Below are 17,856 nucleotides of genomic sequence, written 5' to 3' on the forward strand. Positions count from 1 at the left end.
AATGAGCGCCTTAATTGAAGTGCAAGGTTTAAGTTGCGGCTATGGCAGCAAAACCATTTTAAAAGACGTCACCTTCAGCATTGAACGCGGTGAAGTGGTGGCGATTTTAGGCGGCTCAGGTTGTGGTAAATCCACCTTACTCAAACACCTGATTGGTCTTTATTCGCCACAAGCTGGCAGTATACGCATAGCAGGTAATGAGCTGGTGGGCACTACGGGTGCGGATCGCGAGGCAATACTGCGTCATTTTGGCGCAATGTTTCAAGCCGGCGCTTTATTTGGCTCAATGAGCGTACTCGACAATGTAATGCTGCCTTTGCAAAGCTTTAGCCAACTTGATGCACACGCGATTGAAATCATTGCTCGCCTTAAATTACGCCTCGTTGGGCTAGAAGCTTTTGCTGACTATGCCCCCGCCGCACTATCGGGCGGGATGCAAAAACGCGCAGCGATTGCGCGGGCCATGGCTCTGGATCCGGAAATATTATTTTTAGACGAGCCCTCTGCCGGTTTAGATCCGCTCACCTCGGCCGAGCTGGATGCACTAATTCGCCGCATCGCCGAAACCCAACACGTGACCTGTGTGTTAGTGAGCCATGAATTGGCCAGTATTTATGCCATTGCTGATCGCGCCATTATGTTAGATCAATCAACACAAGGCATTATCGCCATTGATACACCGCAGGCGCTGGCACAATCGAGCGATGCACGCGTCAGTCGCTTTTTTAACCGTGGCCAAGTGATCGCGCCACCCGATTGCGCCGCCAGCGAGCCAACCCATCAAGGCTAAACCATGGAACAAAGATCTAATTTTCGCTTAGGCCTATTTATTCTCGTTGCCATTACCCTCGCAGCGGGACTAATGATCGCGCTGGGCAGTGGCAAATGGTTTCGCCAGCAATTCATGCTCGAAACCTACTTTAATGAGTCGGTACAAGGCTTAGATATTGGCTCCAAAGTGCGCTATCGCGGCGTGGTCGTTGGCGAAGTCAGCGCGATTACGTTTACTTATACGCGTTACCAACAAGCACTCCCGAGCGCGCAGCGCTATCAATACGTCTTGATCGAGTCGCGGTTAAATACCGAAATGATGAGCGGCAAAGGTCTGCCAGCCCCGACGCAAGCGGCACTCAATGCTGAAATTTCCAAGGGCTTACGCGTTAAAATCGCCCCGCAAGGCGTCACTGGCACCAGTTATTTAGAAATCGACTATATGGGCGCCAACGCCGGCCGACCCTTACCGATTGCATGGACGCCAGAACAACTATATATCCCGTCCAGCCCCAGCACCGTCAATCAAATTGTCACTGCCACGCAAAATTTAATCGCCAAAATGCAGCACGTCGATATTGAACAAACCATGGCCAGACTCGATCAATTACTGCTCACCGCAGAGCAAAAACTCGCGCCACTGCCTTTATTGAGCATGAGCGAGAAAATGAATACCGTTTTAGATCATGTCGCCCAATTGCCAATGGCCAGTATGGCCAAAGAAACCCAAGCTTTACTGCTTGAAGCACGGCAAAGTAATCAAGCTTTGCAAGAAATTTTAAAGCAACCCGGTTGGCGCAGTGCGCCTGCCGATTTAGCCATTGCCGCTGAAAGCGCTAAAAAAATCGCTACCGACCCACAAATCGCCAGCACGCTACAACGGATTGACCGGGTGAGCCAACGCCTCGATCGTCTGAGCAGCAATCGCGAAGCCGATGTAGACGCCTTGATTGAACAACTCAGCAGCGCCAGTTTGAGCCTGCAGCAATTACTCAACACAGCCGAGCAACAGCCCAGCCAGCTGCTATTCTCTAACCCGCCGCCAGTGTATACACCGCCAAAACCATGAAAACTATCCTGACTCTTTGCTGTATCAGTGCCTTGTTATTCGGCTGTAGCAGCACCACGCCGCCGCGTAAGGATTTTTTACTGTCGAATTTGCCAACCAGCCAAACCAGCACAGACCGCTTGGCGACTCCGCACTTTAAAGGCAGTTTGCAAGTCGCAGATTTACATGCACTCTCGCCCTACCGCAGCACATCATTGATTTATCGCGAAAGCGCGCAGCGATTTGTACTCGACCCCTACAATGGTTTTCTCGCGCCGCCAGCCCAGCAAATAAGCAACTTGACGCGACAAGCCTTGGCAGCGAGCGGTTTGTTTACCGCCATCTTGCCGGTAGGCTCTAGCCTATTGCCAAGCTGGCGCTTGGAGGGTGAATTACAGCAGCTGTTTGTGGATGTAACCAACCCTGCGCAGCCCCGAGTTAGCCTGAGCATTCGTTATGCTTTAAGCCAAATCGAGCACAATACACCGCGTATTTTTGCGTTCACGCAAACCGAAGCCATTGTTGACGCCAGCCCCGAGCAAGCTGTAATTGGCTTTAATCGCGCTTTAAACACTATTTTATTGCAACTAGAATCGTCTCTGCTTACCGTAAACACACCGTAGTGAGCTACACTAAGCAAGACGCCACTTAATTGAATGCCATGTCAGCCCATCGCGCGCTCTCTCTTTATCGTCGCACCCAAAATAGCAGCGAAGATCTTCGTGTTGAAAAGCACGCGCCTTTGGTGCGTAAAATCGCCTATCACATGATGAGCCGGCTGCCGGCCAGCGTGGACGTCGATGATTTAATTCAAGTCGGTTTAATTGGCTTAATGGAAGCAGCGCGCAATTTTGATCCTGATGCGGGTGTGCAATTTGAAACCTTTGCCAGTCAACGCATTCGCGGTGCCATGCTCGATGAATTGCGCAATGCCGATTGGTTACCACGCCAAGCACGGCGCAATATGCGTGAAATTGAACGCGCTACAGTGCAGTTAGAGCAAGTTTTAGGCCGTGCTGCGCTAGAGTCTGAAATTGCGCAAAAAATGAATCTGCCGCTCACTGAATACCAAGACATGCTTGGCGATGCGCGTGGCCATCAGTTATTGCATTATGAAGATTTCGAACAAGATGGCGATAATGATCAACTCGATCAATATGCGGCGGACACGCACAATAACCCGGCACAAGTGCTCACCGATGCCCATTTTCGCGATCAACTGATTGCCGGCATTGCCTTGCTACCCGAGCGAGAAAAGCTGTTGATGGCACTGTATTACGACGAAGAACTCAATTTAAAAGAAATCGGCGCGGTACTCGGCGTTTCAGAATCACGCGTTTGCCAGCTGCATAGCCAGGCAATTGCCCGCCTGCGCGGCAAATTAAAGGATTGGCTGGGCTAATGGATAAAATCAGCGTACTTGGCGTTATTTTAGGGCTTGTTGCCATTGTTCTCGGCCAATGGCTAGAAGGCGGCCATATCAGCTCATTGCTGCAATTTACTGCCTTTTTAATTGTGATGGGCGGCACCATTGGTGCGGTCATGCTACAAACGCAAATGCGCCACTTTATTGCTGGCATCAAAATGCTGCGCTGGATTTTCTTCCCGCCGACAATGGATTTCAAAAAGCTACTGGCAACCTTAGTGAACTGGGCAACACAAGCTCGTCGTGGTGGATTGCTGGCATTAGAAGCTTTTTTTAATAGCGAAAAAGATCCCTTTGTGCGCCGTGGCTTACAAATGGTCGTCGATGGTGCCGAACCGGAAACCATACGCCGTGCAATGGAGCTCGATATTGACGCCTACGAAGATCAAGCTCGCGCCGCAGCTAAAATTTGGGAAGCTGCTGGCGGTTATTCTCCGACGTTTGGCATTTTAGGTGCCGTTTTAGGCCTGATTCATGTGATGGAAAATCTATCTGATCCGTCCAAATTAGGTGCCGGCATTGCCGTGGCTTTTGTGGCAACAATTTATGGCGTTGGCGCCGCCAATATGTTTTTCTTACCCGTGGCCAATAAATTAAAGCACTATATTTTGCTCGAAGTACGTCGCCGCGAAATGGTTGCCGAAGGGCTGGTCACCATCGCCAATGGCGAAAATCCCCGTTTACTTGAGAATAAACTCTCTGGTTTCTTGCATCATTGATTGATACATCCAATAGGTATATCTCGCTAATTGCTATTAGAAAAGACCTAGCAAGATATACCCATCAATCAAGCAAACTCATCCTCAGCAATCAAAACACGCCTTTTACCCATACCTTACTATCACCTATAGTTAAATCCAGTTATTGATTTAAGGTATGCCATGCTTTGGCTGATTCGCGTCCTGATACGCAGCATTGCGGTGTTGGATTTACTGCTATTTACATTACTGATGCTGTTGCTTGCCGCATTACCACACGCCCTCATTCACGCCATTTATCCGCGTTTATTTCAAGCATGGTGTCGCTGCTTTGTTCGCGCCTTAGGCGTGCAGCTGCGCATACACCAGCACGCGCCCTTACCTGAGCAGTATATTTTGATCGCCAACCATCCTTCGGCACTCGAAGACGTTGGCATCCCTTCCTTCTTTAAGGTGCGCAGCTTAGCCAAAATTGAAGTTCGCGATTGGTTTTTAGTTGGCAAAATTGCCACTGCGGCAGGCACTTTATTTGTACGCCGAGAAGATAAGGCCTCACGGCAAGCGGCTTTGGCTGAGCTGATTGAGGCTGTCAACGCCGGTGATAATATCGCCATTTATCCTGAAGGCGGTTGTCACGGCAGGCTATTGGCCGAGCGTTTTCAGTTTGGCGCGTTTTCAGTCGCCTTCGCCACCAACACGCCGATTGTGCCGGTGTTTTTACATCATGAAGCACAAATCAGTTTTGAGTGGCGGGCCAATGAAAGCTTATTGCAAAAAATATTCGCCATTTTTACCAGCCCCAATCCTGTCATTCACTACCATGTTTTTCCGGCGCTTTATCCGGCTGACTTTGAGAATAAAGAAATCTTTTGTGAAACCTGCTATCAACATTACCTAACTTGGCAGAAACGTTTTTTAATTTAAATGTTTCAATTGTGATGATTGCCAACACAATGCGATTCATTTACAGCACTCAAAGCGCAAGCTTGCCCTTATAATCGCCTCAGCTTCTTGTTCCTTGATATATATATGCCCTTATTTCGCAAGAAAAACGTCGCCAATGTTTCGACCCGTGCCGCCTTACCGCCAGGCATGGCCAATTTGCTGCGCGAATCTTGGTGGTTAATTTTAGTCGTTTTGCTCGCCTACTTAGTCCTCGTGCTCTCTAGCTACCATCAGGCCGATCCAGGCTGGTCGCATAGCGCCACTGAAGCCCGAATTTATAATCGTGGTGGCAGTTTTGGTGCTTGGTTATCGGATGTGCTGCTGTATACCTTTGGTTTTTCGGCTTGGTGGTGGACGGTATTTTGCTTGGCCGCCATTTTATGGGGCTATCGCCGCATTGATCGTGTCGCCGAATCATCACGTCCGGTGGTTTTTTTAGCGTGTAGCGGTTTTTTCCTGATGCTCGTCGCCAGTAGTGCTTTTGAAGCTTTACGACTGCATTCCCTAACTGCCCCGTTGCCTTATGTGCCAGGCGGCATGTTGGGTTTAACTGTGGCCAGCTGGATGTCGCTTAGCCTTGGCTTTAGCGGTGCCACCTTATTTTTAATTACCCTGTTTGGTTTTGGTGTTTCATTATTTACCGGGCTGTCTTGGTTCAATGTGATGGAAAACATCGGTACTGTGGTTGAAAACAGTTTTTTCAACGTACTCAATGCCATTCAAGCGGCAAAAGATCGGCGTATCGGCCGCGAAACCAAAAAAGTTCGCAATGAACAAGTGGTCGCCGCCAAACAAAAACAGGCGGGCAAAGAGCCACTGATTATCGAGCCAGCACAACTGGATATCCCCGTTGCGCGGCAAGTTGAAAAGCGCATTGTGCGAGAAAAGAAAGAACTCGAAAAACAACAAGTCGAAGTGGCTAAGCAAGCCGCGCAGCCCTTGTTATTTGCTGAAGATGATCTGCCGCCAGCCCCCATCAAACGCGCCAATATCAGCAACAAAACCGATGAATCACTCCCCGCGCTGGGTTTGCTTGCTCCTGCACAGCAGTCGCAAGAAACCATTAGCAAAGAAACGCTGGAATTTACCTCGCGGCTGATTGAACGCAAATTGGCCGATTTTAATGTCGAGGTGAAAATTGTCGCCGCTTACCCTGGCCCCGTGATTACCCGATATGAGATTGAGCCTGCTGTTGGCGTAAAAGGCTCACAAATCGTGAATTTAATGAAAGATTTGGCGCGAGCACTGGGCTTGGTATCAATTCGTGTAGTGGAAACCATTCCCGGCAAAACCTATATGGGCTTGGAGTTACCTAATCCAACACGGCAAATGATTCGTCTTTCTGAGATTTTATCCAGCGAGCCGTATCACGACATGGGTAGCAAATTAACGATCGCGCTCGGTAAAGACATTACCGGCAAACCGATTGTCACCGATCTGGGTAAAGCACCGCATATGTTGGTTGCCGGTACGACGGGATCGGGCAAATCGGTCGGCGTAAATGCGATGATTTTGTCATTGGTCTATAAAGCTACGCCAGACGAAGTGCGCTTTATTATGATCGACCCCAAAATGCTGGAGTTATCCATCTACGAAGGCATTCCGCATTTACTGGCGCCAGTGGTGACCGATATGAAGCTCGCTGCCAATGCGCTCAATTGGTGTGTTGCTGAAATGGAAAAACGTTACCGCTTACTCAGTGCGATGGGCGTGCGCAATCTAGCGGGTTACAATCAAAAGATCAAAGACGCTGAAAAAGCCGGCAAGCACCTCACTAATCCGTTTAGTCTCACACCCGATGATCCTGAGCGGCTGGAACATTTACCGTTTATCGTCGTCGTGGTTGATGAATTTGCCGATTTAATGATGGTCGCAGGCAAGAAAATCGAAGAGCTCATTGCCCGCTTAGCGCAAAAAGCCCGTGCTGCCGGGATACATTTGATTTTGGCGACCCAGCGCCCGTCGGTCGACGTGATTACCGGTTTAATCAAGGCCAATATTCCAACTCGATTGGCGTTTCAAGTTTCAAGTAAAATCGATAGTCGAACCATTTTGGATCAAATGGGGGCCGAAGCCTTGCTCGGCCAAGGTGATATGTTATTTTTACCACCCGGTTCAGGCTATCCACTCCGAATTCACGGCGCATTTGTCGCCGATGATGAAGTCCACCATGTGGTTGATTACCTAAAATCTTTAGGTGAACCCAATTATATTGATGGCATTTTAAACGGTGGCTTTGATGCTGAAGCCGCCGCAGGCAGTAGCGGGAATGCAGATGCTGGTGAAGGCGACGCATTGTATGATGAGGCGGTGGCTTTTGTACTTAAAAGCCGCCGTGCATCGATTTCATCGGTACAGCGGCAACTGCGTATTGGCTACAACCGCGCAGCTCGCTTGATTGAGCAAATGGAAAGTGCCGGATTAGTCAGTTCTATGGAAACAAATGGCAACCGGACTGTACTTGCGCCACCAATCAGTGAATAATGTCGCCTGAGCATTTTCGCGATGCATTATGTTGTAAATCAGTCACTTCAGCGACTAAAGTCTGGAGTTTTTTCATTAATGGACTTGAATCGAATCTTCACTTTGTGATATAAACGTGGACTTTTCCAGTTCCGAACGTCAGGACAGAATCATGGCACGAGTATGTGTAGTCACGGGCAAAGGCCCAATGACAGGGAATAATGTTTCCCACGCCAATAACAGAACTAAACGCCGCTTCCTACCGAACCTGCAATCCCGCCGGTTTTGGGTTGAGAGCGAAAACTGCTTTATCCGCTTGCGCGTTTCGACCGCAGCTCTGCGCACCATCGATAAGAACGGCATCGATGTGGTTTTGGCAGATCTGCGCGCGCGCGGCGAACTGTAAGCTAAGGACTATAAATCATGCGTGATAAAATCAAGCTAGAATCTTCTGCTGGTACTGGTCATTTCTACACCACGACCAAGAACAAACGTACCATGCCAGAAAAAATGGAAATCAAGAAGTTCGATCCTGTTGTTCGTAAACATGTGATCTACAAAGAAACTAAACTGAAGTAATTCAGGGCAGTGACGCCATACTCGAGAACCCCGCTACCTCAGCGGGGTTTTTGTTTTTGATCAGCGGAACAAGCAACTCACAACTCGCAGGGTGTTAGCGCTAAAAATAGACGGTATATACCCCAAAGCTAAGGCCTAATTAGACCCTAGCTCAATACCCATTATTGGATAAGACACGCCGATTCTTCCTGCCATGTGGTACGCAAAGCTTTGATCAGCATATCAATCATGGGGTCTTTTTCTCGATCGCTGGAATAAATAAACTGCAATAAAGCGCGCGTAGCCACCTCACCATTGCGCCACAACACAATCGAGCCATCCGCCGCATAGCGATGCGCCGTACGCTCAGCCAAAATCGCAATGCCAACACCAGATTTAATCAATTCGAGCAGCGTGGCCTCTTCATCAAATTCACCGACTAATTTAGGGGCAATATTTTGACTGCGCCACAGCTCTTGCGAAATATCGGCCAAACTAGTGAATTGCGATAGACCCAACCACAAAGCCGAGCCCAAAGTCTTCCAATCTGCATCTTGCAAATGCGCCATGGTCGGCGGCAATGCCACGCAAAAACCAATTTCGCTCAATGGCACAGTGTTAACATTTTGGTACGGATTTCGTCCTAAATAAAATCCAGCATCCAACATTTTTTTGCGAACTTCGTTCAAGACCCCAACCGAAATCCCATGCGTGGTCTGCACAGTCAATAAAGGATAACTTTCTCGCAATTGCGCTAACCAAGGGCCGAGCTTTAAACGTCCTGGCACGCCTATCGTACCAATTCTGACTTTACCTTTGGGTTCATTTTGCAACGCTTTAGCTCGATAGAGCAGGCTGCGGGCTTGCGCCAAGATCTGCTGTGCATCAGGCAGGATTAATTTCCCCGCCTCAGTCAATTGAACGCCGCCGGGGTAGCGTTCAAATAACGCCACGCCAAATTCTTCTTCCAACGCCTTAATCTGCGCCGTCACTGCCGGCTGGGATAAATGCAGCAATTCAGCGGCTTGCGTGAGATGCCCCTGCTGCGCCACGGTAACAAATGTGCGAAGTTGATAGATTTCCATCTGCCGATTATCACCTACTCCTTGCCTTTTTGTGAACTAATTACACTAGTTATGTAGCTTTAAAATCAGCAATTACAAACACTTTCGTAAGGTGTACGCAATGCAACATAAGTCGAACTGATTTAGAGCATCAAAAAATGCAATTAGCTTAAGTTAGCCACTCTCACATAAATTAGCGGCACAACACCCATCTGGGTTTGACGATTGATTTATCCGAGGAGGCAACGCATGCAAGATCATACGATTGAACGCATTCAGCAGAACCCCAAATTTCAAGAGTTAGTACGGAAAAAATCCGGTCTCTCTTGGCTTCTCTCTTTTGTGATGCTGGTGATTTATTACGGTTTTATTTTGGTGATTGCATTCTCACCCGCAACCCTAGGTCAATCACTTTCTGGTGGCGTCACCACGATTGGTATCCCAATTGGCATCATGATTATTTTGTCAGTGTTTGTGATTACCGGTATTTATGTACGTCGAGCCAACACAGAATTCGACCAATTGACCCGTGAAGTCGTTGAGGACGCGAAAAAATGATCAAATCTACTTTGCAACGCCTGTCACTCGCTAGCTTGATGCTCGCCAGCAGCCTACCGGCTTGGGCTGCTGGCAGTATTGACGGCGCAGTCGAAAAACGTCACGACCTCAATATTCCTGCGATTGTGATGTTCTTGATTTTCGTTGCCTTTACCTTAGGTATTACCTACTGGGCAGCACGCCGCACTAAATCAGCCAAAGATTTCTACGCGGCGGGCGGAGGGATTAGCGGTTTTCAAAACGGTTTGGCGATTGCGGGTGACTATATGTCGGCTGCATCGTTCCTCGGTATTTCCGCGATGGTGTTTGGTGTTGGTTACGATGGCTTGATTTACTCGATCGGCTTTTTGGTCGGCTGGCCTTTGATTACCTTCCTGATTGCCGAACGCTTGCGTAACTTGGGTAAATACACCTTTGCTGACGTGGCTTCGTATCGCTTATCGCAAATACCCGTGCGTATTTTTGCGGCAACCGGCACTTTAGTTGTGGTGGCGCTGTATTTGATCGCACAAATGGTCGGCGCAGGTAAATTGATTCAAGTGCTATTTGGCATGGATTACACCTATGCCGTCATCTTGGTCGGTATTTTGATGATTATGTATGTCACCTTCGGCGGCATGTTAGCCACCACTTGGGTGCAAATCATTAAAGCCATCTTGTTGCTGTCAGGCGCATCATTTATGGCCTTTATGGTCATGAAACACGTTGGCTTTAGCTTTGAAACGCTATTCCAACAAGCTGTTGCGGTAAAACATGCAGGCGCTGAAGCCTTGGCACTCAAGGCCAACGTTGCGGCAGAAGCAGCGGCGGCGGCGGTTGCTAGCAATGCACCGAACGCCTCTGCGGCGGTTGCTAGTGCTGCTGCGGCTTCAAAAGCTGCGGTTGCTGCTGCTAAAGCCAATATCATGGCACCAGGTGGCTTGGTATCGAATCCTATCGATGCGATTTCTCTGGGTATGGCCTTGATGTTTGGTACTGCAGGTTTGCCACACATCTTGATGCGTTTCTTTACCGTATCGAACGCCAAAGAAGCCCGTAAATCCGTGTTTTATGCGACTGGCTTTATCGGTTACTTCTATATTTTGACCTTCATCATTGGCTTTGGTGCGATTGTGCTGTTGTCGGGCGAAGCGGGGATGAAATTTAAAGAAGTCTCTGGCGCCTTGATTGGCGGCTCGAATATGGCGGCGATTCACTTGTCTGACGCAGTCGGTGGTGATTACTTCCTAGGCTTTATCTCGGCCGTCGCTTTTGCAACCATTCTGGCAGTGGTAGCCGGTTTGACCTTGTCGGGCGCATCAGCGGTTTCGCATGATATTTACGCCTCGGTCATCAAGAAAGGCAAAGCCAATGAAGCCGATGAGATTCGCGTTTCAAAAATCACTACCATCGCGCTTGGCGTATTGGCGATGTTCTTGGGGATTGCCTTTGAAAAGCAAAACATCGCGTTCATGGTCGGTCTAGCGTTCTCGATTGCGGCATCGGCTAACTTCCCAGTGCTGTTCTTGTCGATGTTCTGGAAAGGTCTGACAACCCGTGGCGCAGTGGTGGGTGGTTTTGTTGGCTTAATCAGCGCGCTGGCACTGATTATCCTTGGCCCATCGGTTTGGGTTGAAGTGCTCGGTCACGAAAAAGGCAGCGAATGGTTCCCGTACAAAAACCCAACAATCTTCTCAATGACGCTGGCCTTCATTGTGATTTGGTTGGTTTCAGTACTCGATACCAGCAAGCAAGCGGCAGAAGAAAAAGCTAAATTCATGCCACAATTTATCCGCTCTATGACAGGTATTGGCGCAGAAGGCGCAACTGATAAGCATTAAGAGTAGATACATCGCAACACGCCCTACACGCTTCGCGATGTAGGGCGTTTTTGATGCAAGGTACATTATGTCGACGCTATTTGAGTTTTCTGCTCTCCCTTATCGCAGCCTAAAGCCCAGTGAACGCGAACGCTTTGAAAACGCGCTCGATATTCAATACTTTGCCAGTGGCCACACCGTTATTGCGGCTGGCGCCCCCCATCATGCACTGCTGATTTTAAATAAAGGACTGATTGCTGAAGAAGAAAACAGCGAGGTATTAACCGTCTACAGCGAGCTAGAAACCATTAACAGTAAAGCGCTGCTCAATGAAACCGCCCAACAGCAATGGGTGGCGATTGACGACAGCATTGTCTTTAGCATTCCACGCGAATTAATTTTAGAGCTCATCCGTAGCAACCCACAGTTTGGCGCCTATTTTTATCAAGATATTGCCGTACGGATGACGTCCTTAGCGCATCAAGCCCCCGAAGAAAATGAATTACAAGCTTTGCTACTGGCCCCCGTTACGGCCGCCTATATTCAGCCAGTGAAATGGCTGAGCGCCGATGCCAGCATCCTAGATGCCGCCCAGCGCATGCAAAGTGAGCACTGCACTGCGGTGCTGATTAAAAATGCCGAGCACATTGGCATCTTTACTCAACGAGATTTACGCGACTTTGTGATCAGCGAATTGCCAGCGCGCAGCACCGCGATCGCCAACTATGCTCACTATCGTTTGCATAGCGTGGCCGATGACGAACCGATCCATGCCGCCATGCTGTTAATGACTAAGCACACCATTAGCCGGGTGATTGTGCGCCGCGCAGATGGGGCACTGGGGATTTTAGAGCAAGTCGATTTGCTGGCTTTTCTCACGCAGCATTCACACTTAATTCAAAGTCAAATTGAGCGCGCGGTGTCGATTGATGAATTGGCACAAGCGTGGTCGCACGTCGATCAATTGATACGCCAGCAACAGCGTCAAGGCGTTAAAGTCACGCTGATTGCCGATACGATGCGTGAGCTACACCGCAAATTACTCGCCAAAACTTGGCAACTGCTCGCGCCAGCAGAGATCAGCGCCAATGTCTGTTTGCTGTGCTTGGGCTCAGAAGGACGCGGCGAACAAATTCTGGCCAACGATCAAGACAATGCCTTGATTATCGCTGATGGCTTTAGCCACCCCGATTTAGCCGCCATCTGCGCGGCATTTAATCAAGCGCTGATTCGCTTTGGTTACCCGCCCTGCCCTGGGCAAATCATGGTCAACAATCCGTATTGGCGGCGTAGTGAAAGTGAATTTAAAATTTTACTCGATGAATGGCAGGTACAAACGCATCGTGAAAACATGCTACATCTGGCAATTTGGCTCGATGCCTATCCGGTGTATGGCAATAAAGCGCTGTTTGCCCGATTACGCGATTACCTTTATCAAAGCCTGGTTGAAAATGACAGCCTACTGGCGCACTTTGCTTTGCCAATCGAACAGTTTGATACGCCGCTGGGGTTTTTCTCCCAATTGCGTAGCAAGGGGGGCTTACTCGATTTAAAAAAGGGCGGCATCTTTACTTTAGTGCATGGTATACGCAGCTTAGCCTTGAAGGCGAAGCTCTCAGAGCGCAATACCTACCGAAGAATAGAAATACTCAAACAAAAAGAAATCCTCTCGCCAACGCTAGCTAGCGACATTCGAGAGTCACTGGCCTACCTGCAAAGTTTGCAATTGAAATATGGCTTAATCAAAGCACAGCAAGGCAAATTACTCGACTACGGCATTGAACTGGCCCAGCTCACAACACTCGAGCGCGACCTACTCAAAGATACGCTCACCGTAGTGAAGCGCTTTAAACAGACCATTGCCCATCAATTTAAATTGAATACGCTATGATCCAAACATTCAAATACTGGCAGGCCAAGCGACGTTTACGCGATCCACAGTTTGAGTTTTTATTTGCCAAACCACCGCATAATGAATGGGTCAGTATTGATTGCGAAACCACCAGCCTCAATCCAAAGCAGGCCGAAATCCTCTCCATTGCTGCGGTGATTATTCGCGGCAATTGCATTTTAAGATCCAGCAGCCAGCAGTGGCTCGTTAAGCCCAGCGGCGCGATTGATCCCAAAACGATTCCGATTCATGGCCTACGCCAGCAAGACGTCGCCCAAGGTTTAACACTCCACGAAGCGCTGAGCCAATTACTGCATTTCATCGGCAGCCGACCCATTGTTGGGTATTACCTTGAATTTGATTTAGCGGTGATTAATCGACAGCTCAAGCCATGGCTAGGTATAACGCTACCCAATCAAGGCATTGAAGTATCGAGCTTGTATTACGACAAAAAAGTCAGTGCTTATCGACCGGATGTGGATTTGAGCTTAGAGACAATACTCACCGAGTTAGATATTCCCACGCTCCCTCGCCACAACCCGCTCAACGACGCCGTGATTGCCGCGCTGATTTTCTTAAAACTCAAAGCCAACACCGATTGACTCACATTACGCGTTCTTGCTCTCAATCTGTCCACGGGATTAAGGGCGAAAACACCAAGTAATTCAACTCATTGCCCAGCACATCAGCCTGACTGATTTACCGCATCAAAAAAGACAATTAGCTTTCAGCACTGTAATCCCATAAATTTGATCTCAGATTATTTCCAACTCAGTTTCTTTCCTAAGGGGTTCACTCATGAGTGGTATCGATTCAGTATTAAAAGAAAACCGTTTATTCCAACCCTCTGATGAATTTCGCACCAATGCGACGGTCTCAGGCATGGAAGGCTACAACGCGCTGTGCGAGAAAGCCACAGCCGACTATGAAGGCTTTTGGGCTGATTTAGGCCGCAATCTACTGAGCTGGAAAAAACCCTTTACTCAAATTTTAAATCAAGACAATCCACCGTTTTTTAAATGGTTTGAAGATGGCTTGATTAATGTGTCGTACAACTGCCTTGATCGCCATTTAGAAAGCAAAGCCAATAAAGTCGCGATTATTTTTGAAGCCGACGATGGCTCAGTGACTCGCGTAACTTACCGTGAGCTGTATCACCGCGTTTGCCAATTTGCCAATGGCCTGAAAAGCCTTGGTGTGGTCAAAGGTGACCGCGTTGTCATCTATATGCCACACACCGTTGAAGCCGTGATTGCCATGCAAGCTTGCGCTCGTATCGGCGCGATTCACTCGGTGGTATTCGGTGGCTTCTCCGCCGGCGCATTGCGTGATCGCATCCAAGATGCCGCAGCCAAACTGGTGATTACGGCCAATGAATCAATACGTGGTGGCAAACCAACGCCACTTAAATCAATGGTCGACGAAGCCTTGGGCTTAGGTGGCTGCGATTCAGTCGAAAAAGTCATTGTTTTCCAACGCACTAGCAATAAACCAGAACACTGGAATGCTGAGCGTAATGTTTGGTGGCACAAATTGGTTCAAGACCAAGCTGACGTGTGCGAACCAGAATGGGTTGAATCGGAACACCCACTGTTTATCCTTTACACCTCAGGCTCAACCGGTAAGCCAAAAGGCGTGCAACACTCATCAGCCGGTTACCTGCTCGGCACGCAAGTGACGATGAAATGGGTATTCGATTACAAAGAAACCGACGTTTATTGGTGCACTGCCGACGTGGGCTGGATTACGGGTCACAGCTATATCGCCTACGGCCCACTGGGCATTGGCGCAACACAAGTGGTGTTTGAAGGTGTTCCGACGTATCCAGATGCATCACGCTTCTGGCAAATGATTGAAAAACACGAAGTCACCACGTTCTACACCGCACCGACTGCGATTCGTTCATTGATCAAACTCGGTGGCGATTTGCCAAAACAATATGATCTTTCATCATTGCGCCTATTGGGCACGGTAGGTGAGCCGATCAATCCAGATGCATGGATGTGGTACTACGAAACCATCGGTGGTGGCCGCTGCCCTATCGTTGATACTTGGTGGCAAACCGAAACCGGTTGCAATATGATTGCACCGTTGCCAGGCGCAGTTGCGATCAAACCGGGCTCTTGCACCTTGCCAATTCCAGGCATTATGGCCGATATCGTCGATGAATCTGGCGCGCCAGTATCAACCGGCAAAGGCGGCTTCTTGGTGATTAGCAAGCCATGGCCATCGATGGTACGTAATATCTGGGGCGACTCTGAGCGTTTTGCCAAAACCTATTTCCCAGAAGACTACAACGGTAAATTGTACCTCGCTGGCGACTCAGCGCATTACGACGAAAACGGCTACATCTGGATCATGGGCCGCATTGACGACGTACTGAACGTTTCTGGTCACCGCCTTGGCACCATGGAAATTGAATCGGCTCTCGCCGCCAATCCATTGGTTGCTGAAGCTGCCGTAGTGGGTAAACCACACGATATTAAAGGCGAAGCTGTGGTGGCTTATGTGGTGCTCAAAGGTCAGCGCCCAGAAGGCGACGACGCCAAACGCATCGCCAAAGAGCTACGTGAATGGGTCGCACATGAAATCGGTAAGATCGCCCAACCGGATGAAATTCGTTTCGGTGACAATCTACCGAAAACCCGCTCAGGTAAAATCATGCGTCGTCTGTTGCGTGACATCGCCAAAGGCCAAGAAATCACTGCGGATACTTCAACACTAGAAAATCCAGCGATTCTTGAGCAATTACGCCAAAGCGCAATTTAATACATTAAGCTAATTCGATTACGAGAGTTGAACACCCCGTCCTTGTGGCGGGGTTTTTTTTGCTCACAAAATTAGATCAAAACGAAAACCCCAACGCAAACTTACAGCAAACATAAAAACAATTAAAGTTTTAGCCATGTATTCCGATAAAAGTTTACGCAAACTACGATTGCAAGCAAAGGAAGCAGAGTGCAAATCGCAAGCAACCTGATGTCATTGAATACGCAAAGAAACTTGGAGACGTCCAGCAATGGAATGAACCAAGTTTTGGCACGTCTTTCATCAGGGCTTCGCGTCAATAGCGCCAAAGATGATGCCGCAGGCTTAGCAATTGGCTCGCGAATGGAGTCGCTGATTCGCGGCGATCGCCAAGCTCACCGCAATGTGAATGATGGCGTTTCTTTACTGCAAGTTGCCGACGGGGCAATGACGACAGCAACCAATACACTACAACGCTTGCGTGAGCTGGCAGTGCAAGCTGCCAATGGGACTTTATCCACGACAGATAAAGACGCTCTTCAGGCTGAATCCAATCAACTGTTAAGTGAACTCACGCGGATTTCTGAGCAGAGTGAATTCAACGGAAAAAAAATATTTGCGCAAAGTGCTAGCAGCATTGGCGGCGACATCAATATCCGTTCAGTGATTGATGGGCTTCGTTTAGGCTGGTTAGAAGAAGCAGAGACCAAAATCAAAGATCAATTTGGCATTATTGGCGATGGCGCAAAATTAATTGTCAACCTCAAAACCAGCGACGGTAAGAATGGCACCCTAGCATCAGTATCTGGCGTTGGCGGAGCGGGAGGCAAAGTCGATAAGCAGTATCTCAATATTGATATGGCGGATTTTGTACCGCCAAATCTTCCGGATGGCGGTTCAGAGCCGTTTTACAATGACCGCATCATTGCGCATGAAATGGTTCATGCGGTCATGGGGCGATCAATGAATTTTGTGCCGCTGCCAAAATGGTTCAAAGAAGGCGCTGCGGAATTAATTCACGGAGCAGACGAACGCATCGTTAATGACTATAACGGCGGGGCTGGTTTAGCAACTATTCTGGCGGCATTCAATGCCGATGATGTGAGCGCCAGTGCCGGTTATTCCGCAGGTTATGCCGCGCTACGCTTTATGCATGAACGCATTAAAATGGCCGGCGGCGAAGGCGTCAAAGACATTATGGTCTATTTGAGTAGCAATAGTGGCAGTACGCTAGACCAAGCCTTAACCAATGCTAGCTCAGGGGCCTTTGCCACTCTTGCCGGATTTAATACCGCATTTAACGCCAATGCCGGCACATTTATTAGCAAAATGAACCTCACCAATACCGACACCGGCGCAATCGGCGGATTTGATGCCGATAATAAAGCCATCCAAAATGCCAAGGATATTCTGACAGACCGTGGCACTCAATTTTCTGATCAGCCATTGAAGGGATTTTCCATCGAATGGCCAAGCGATATTAGTGGTGGCGCGGGTTTACAAGAATGGTCATTGCAAATTGGTGCAGAACGCAATCAAACACTGACGGTACAAATCGGCGGCGTGAGCGCCACGAATCTAGGTCTAGGTGATTTGGACCTCAATAAACAAGCGACGCTAGCCATAGCGCATCTAGATCAAGCCATTGAATACGTCAATGGTGAGCGCGGGCGTGTTGGGGCCAGCATGTCTAGGCTGGCTACAATAGGAGAGATGCTACAAACGTCAGGAGAAAACCTCAGCGCAGCTCGCTCACGAATCATCGATACTGATTTTGCCCAAGAAACAGCGAGCCTAACTCGGCAGCAAATTCTAACTCAAGCCGGAACCGCCATGCTGGCTCAAGCCAACAACCTACCTAGTTTGGCACTGCAATTACTGCGTTAA

General features: G+C 48.7%; 16 protein-coding genes. 15 read left to right on the forward strand and 1 reads right to left on the reverse strand.

Translation table 11 applies throughout. From position 1 onward, the window contains the following. Window position 1: 1 nt before the first annotated feature. The 9 genes from HQN60_RS02830 to rpmG all read left to right on the forward strand — a co-directional run bounded on the left by HQN60_RS02830 (window position 2) and on the right by rpmG (window position 7,930). The gene (locus HQN60_RS02830) at window positions 2–790 is read left to right on the forward strand and encodes an ABC transporter ATP-binding protein (RefSeq protein WP_173532254.1); all 789 of its coding nucleotides are present in this window, start codon (window positions 2–4) and stop codon (window positions 788–790) included. A gap of 3 nt (window positions 791–793) precedes the next feature. Then, window positions 794–1,840 carry an MlaD family protein gene (locus tag HQN60_RS02835; protein ID WP_173532255.1) on the forward strand — a complete coding sequence of 349 codons (1,047 nt, stop codon included), beginning with the start codon at window positions 794–796 and terminating at the stop codon, window positions 1,838–1,840. Then, window positions 1,837–2,442, forward strand: coding sequence for an ABC-type transport auxiliary lipoprotein family protein (locus HQN60_RS02840; RefSeq protein ID WP_173532256.1), 606 nt, complete (start codon window positions 1,837–1,839; stop codon window positions 2,440–2,442). Before HQN60_RS02835 ends, HQN60_RS02840 begins: the two co-directional genes overlap by 4 nt. A 38-nt stretch (window positions 2,443–2,480) precedes the next feature. After that, on the forward strand, window positions 2,481–3,221 hold the full coding sequence (locus HQN60_RS02845; RefSeq protein WP_173532257.1) for an RNA polymerase sigma factor FliA: 741 nt from the start codon (window positions 2,481–2,483) through the stop codon (window positions 3,219–3,221). Then, complete coding sequence (locus HQN60_RS02850; protein ID WP_173532258.1) at window positions 3,221–3,964, forward strand: flagellar motor protein; 744 nt, start codon at window positions 3,221–3,223, stop codon at window positions 3,962–3,964. Before HQN60_RS02845 ends, HQN60_RS02850 begins: the two co-directional genes overlap by 1 nt. Before the next feature lie 162 nt (window positions 3,965–4,126). Further along, entirely contained in the window at window positions 4,127–4,867 is a 741-nt protein-coding gene (locus HQN60_RS02855) for a lysophospholipid acyltransferase family protein (RefSeq protein ID WP_173532259.1), read from the forward strand. A gap of 105 nt (window positions 4,868–4,972) precedes the next feature. Then, entirely contained in the window at window positions 4,973–7,372 is a 2,400-nt protein-coding gene (locus tag HQN60_RS02860) for a DNA translocase FtsK (protein WP_173532260.1), read from the forward strand. 151 nt (window positions 7,373–7,523) lie between these two features. Next, window positions 7,524–7,757 carry a 50S ribosomal protein L28 gene (rpmB, locus tag HQN60_RS02865; RefSeq protein WP_173532261.1) on the forward strand — a complete coding sequence of 78 codons (234 nt, stop codon included), beginning with the start codon at window positions 7,524–7,526 and terminating at the stop codon, window positions 7,755–7,757. Window positions 7,758–7,774: 17 nt separating this feature from the next. After that, window positions 7,775–7,930 carry a 50S ribosomal protein L33 gene (gene rpmG / locus HQN60_RS02870; protein WP_027469283.1) on the forward strand — a complete coding sequence of 52 codons (156 nt, stop codon included), beginning with the start codon at window positions 7,775–7,777 and terminating at the stop codon, window positions 7,928–7,930. A 161-nt stretch (window positions 7,931–8,091) separates the two neighbouring features. Here the strand turns inward: rpmG and HQN60_RS02875 are convergent, their stop codons facing one another. Then, window positions 8,092–8,994: a LysR family transcriptional regulator gene (locus HQN60_RS02875; protein WP_173532262.1), complete on the reverse strand. Its 903-nt coding sequence runs from the start codon at window positions 8,992–8,994 to the stop codon at window positions 8,092–8,094. Between the two features lie 228 nt (window positions 8,995–9,222). On the opposite strand from HQN60_RS02875, the gene HQN60_RS02880 reads away from it, so the two are divergent. The 6 genes from HQN60_RS02880 to HQN60_RS02905 all read left to right on the forward strand — a co-directional run bounded on the left by HQN60_RS02880 (window position 9,223) and on the right by HQN60_RS02905 (window position 17,856). Then, window positions 9,223–9,531: a DUF485 domain-containing protein gene (locus HQN60_RS02880; protein WP_173532263.1), complete on the forward strand. Its 309-nt coding sequence runs from the start codon at window positions 9,223–9,225 to the stop codon at window positions 9,529–9,531. Between the two features lie 38 nt (window positions 9,532–9,569). Beyond that, window positions 9,570–11,351 (forward strand): cation acetate symporter, encoded by a 1,782-nt coding sequence (locus HQN60_RS02885; protein WP_173534573.1) that lies wholly within the window; start codon window positions 9,570–9,572, stop codon window positions 11,349–11,351. Window positions 11,352–11,418: 67 nt separating this feature from the next. Then, window positions 11,419–13,221 carry a DUF294 nucleotidyltransferase-like domain-containing protein gene (locus tag HQN60_RS02890; protein ID WP_173532264.1) on the forward strand — a complete coding sequence of 601 codons (1,803 nt, stop codon included), beginning with the start codon at window positions 11,419–11,421 and terminating at the stop codon, window positions 13,219–13,221. Next, on the forward strand, window positions 13,218–13,823 hold the full coding sequence (locus tag HQN60_RS02895) for a 3'-5' exonuclease (RefSeq protein ID WP_173532265.1): 606 nt from the start codon (window positions 13,218–13,220) through the stop codon (window positions 13,821–13,823). Before HQN60_RS02890 ends, HQN60_RS02895 begins: the two co-directional genes overlap by 4 nt. Window positions 13,824–14,019: 196 nt before the next feature. Beyond that, window positions 14,020–15,990 (forward strand): acetate--CoA ligase, encoded by a 1,971-nt coding sequence (acs, locus tag HQN60_RS02900; RefSeq protein WP_173532266.1) that lies wholly within the window; start codon window positions 14,020–14,022, stop codon window positions 15,988–15,990. Window positions 15,991–16,179: 189 nt separating this feature from the next. Further along, a complete protein-coding gene (locus HQN60_RS02905; RefSeq protein WP_217390204.1) occupies window positions 16,180–17,856 on the forward strand; it encodes a flagellinolysin in 1,677 nt (558 codons plus the stop codon).

The organism is Deefgea piscis (assembly GCF_013284055.1).
GTDB lineage: Bacteria > Pseudomonadota > Gammaproteobacteria > Burkholderiales > Chitinibacteraceae > Deefgea > Deefgea piscis.